Origin of the sequence: Streptomyces durocortorensis (assembly GCF_016901035.1) — a bacterium.
GTDB lineage: Bacteria > Actinomycetota > Actinomycetes > Streptomycetales > Streptomycetaceae > Streptomyces > Streptomyces durocortorensis.
The window spans coordinates 1-2,450 of sequence record NZ_JAFEUF010000447.1 but is presented as its reverse complement, the minus strand read 5'-3'; the positions used below and the strand labels follow the sequence as shown (position 1 = coordinate 2,450).

Below are 2,450 nucleotides of genomic sequence, written 5' to 3'. Positions count from 1 at the left end.
ACGTGCTCCTGCGGCGGGTGGCCCCGTTGCGGGTAATAGCGCTGTGGGCCGGCTCTTATGTGGGGTTCGGCAGGGGCGGGGCGGTCATACGTAGGGCCTCCGGTCCGTGCTGTCGCCGTGGACGGCCCCGGCGTCGACGGCCGCCCGCCGCGGGCGCTGGGCGGAGCTGCCGCCGGGGGCCTCCACCGCACCGGTGCGCCGCAGCTTCTGCCAGCGCAGCCGGCCGCCGGTGAGCGCGGTGATCCAGGACTGGAGCAGCACGACGTACATGAGCTGGCGGTAGAGGATCTGCTGGAGCGGCAGCGAGAGCAGGTGCGTCATGCGTTCCTTGTCCAGCCGGAACGCGTACGCGGCGCAGACCGCCTGGACGACCAGCACGCCGAACCACGCGGCCACGGTCTTGCCGGTCGGGCCGAAGACGAGTCCGTACAGCAGGAACACGTCGATGAGCGGCGCGAGCAGCGGGGCGACGACCATGAACAGGGAGACGAACGGCAGGCCGACCCGGCCGAAGCGGCCCGACGGCCCGCGCTCGACGACCGCGCGGCGGTGCTTCCAGATGGCCTGCATGGTGCCGTACGACCACCGGTAGCGCTGCGACCAGAGCTGCTGCACGGACTCCGGGGCCTCGGTCCAGGCGCGGGCGTTCTCGGCGTAGACGACGCGCCAGCCGTCCCGGTGCAGGGCCATGGTGACGTCGGTGTCCTCGGCGAGGGTGTCCTCGCTCATCCCGCCGACCCGCTCCAGGGCCTCGCGGCGGAACGCCCCGACCGCGCCGGGGATGGTGGGCATGCAGCCGAGCACGTCGTACATCCGGCGGTCCAGGTTGAAGCCCATCACGTACTCGATGTGCTGCCAGGCGCCGATGAGGGAGTCGCGGTTGCCGACCTTGGCGTTGCCCGCGACGGCTCCGACCCGGGGGTCGGCGAAGGGCTGGACCAGCTCGCGGACGGTGGCCGGTTCGAAGACGGTGTCGCCGTCCATCATCACGACGATGTCGTAACGGGCGTGCCGGATGCCGTTGTTGAGGGCGGCGGGCTTGCCCGCGTTCTGCTGGCGCACGACCCGTACGCGGGGCAGCCGCATGGCCTCGACGAGGTCGGCGGTGCCGTCGGTGGAGCCGTCGTCGATGACGATGATCTCGATCGGGTGCTCACTGGCGACCAGGGAGCGCACGGTCGCCTCGATGCACTCGCGTTCGTTGTACGCGGGGACGAGGACGGAGACCGGGCGGCTGAGGGGTTCGCCCCAGCTGAAGTCCCGGCGGCGGACCTTGCGGGCGTGCAGGAAGGAGAGCAGCAGCATCAGGCCGAAGCGGGCCAGCACCAGGACGCCGATGACGGCGAGCCCGACGACCAGGACGCCGGTGAGCCGCTCGGACACGGCGACGGCGGAGACGAACGCCTTGCCCTTCCACAGCGCGAATCCGGTGACCGGGGTGTGCGCGCTGGGGGCGTCCAGGGCGGTGGTGAGCCGGGTGAAGGTGTAGCCCCGCTCCTTGAGGTCGGGCAGCAGGGTGTCGAGCGCGGCCACCGTCTGCGAGCGGTCGCCGCCGGAGTCGTGCATCAGGATGATCGCGCCCTGGTCGCCCTTCGGCGTGGCCCGCTCGACGATGGCGCGGACGCCGGGGCGCTTCCAGTCCTCGCTGTCGGTGTCGTTGACGACGGTGAGGTAGCCGCGGCTGCCGATGTACTCCGTGACCGGCCAGGACTTGTTGTCCATGGCGTACGAGAAGGAGGAGTACGGCGGCCGGAAGATCGAGGTGCGGATCCCGGCCGCGCCCGCCAGCGCCAGCTGGTTCTGCGACAGCTCCCAGTCGATGCGCTCGGTGGACTGGTAGGAGAGGTCGGGGTGGTTGAAGGTGTGCAGGCCGATCTCGTGGCCCTCCTCCACCATCCGCTCGACCAGCTCCGGGTGGCGGGCGGCCATGTTGCCGGTGACGAAGAAGACGCCGTGGGCGTCGTACTCCCTCAGCTTGTCGAGCACCTTCGGCGTCCACACCGGGTCGGGCCCGTCGTCGAAGGTCAGGACGATCCGGCGGTCGGGTATGCGCAGGGTCTTCGCGTCACCGGAGCGGGCGTCGATGACGGGCCCGCCGGCGCGGACGTCCTTCGGCACCTCGTTGTGGTAGTCGGCGTCGCGGACCCGGTGGTCGGCGAGGATCTCGCTGTGCACGTATCCGCGCAGCATCAGCATCGCGAGCAGGGCGACGAGAAGTGTCGTCGGCAGGAGGTAGCGCATCGGGAGCCTGAGCCGGCTCCGTCCGCGTGACGCCTTCCTCTTCTTGCTGCCGTTCCTGCCCCGCGTGGCGGGGGAGTTCATTTACGGGGCGCTCTCTTCTTGCACCGGCGGGTCGGGGTTCTCGGCGGGCGGGACCGTCGGGGCGGTCGGCTCCGGCTCGGAGGACGGCGGCGGGGGATCGACCGGCGGTTTGGCGGTCGAGGTGGTGG

General features: G+C 71.2%; 1 protein-coding gene. It reads right to left on the bottom strand.

The window, feature by feature from the left end; genetic code table 11:
• Window positions 1-84: 84 nt before the first annotated feature.
• On the bottom strand, window positions 85-2,322 hold the full coding sequence (locus JS521_RS35250) for a bifunctional polysaccharide deacetylase/glycosyltransferase family 2 protein (RefSeq protein ID WP_205086929.1): 2,238 nt from the start codon (window positions 2,320-2,322) through the stop codon (window positions 85-87).
• Between the last annotated feature and the right edge of the window lie 128 nt (window positions 2,323-2,450).

Bases quoted from the DNA above. Each gene is read 5' to 3' on its own strand.
- JS521_RS35250 (WP_205086929.1), bottom strand. From the start codon at position 2,322: ATGAACTCCCCCGCCACGCGGGGCAGGAACGGCAGCAAGAAGAGGAAG.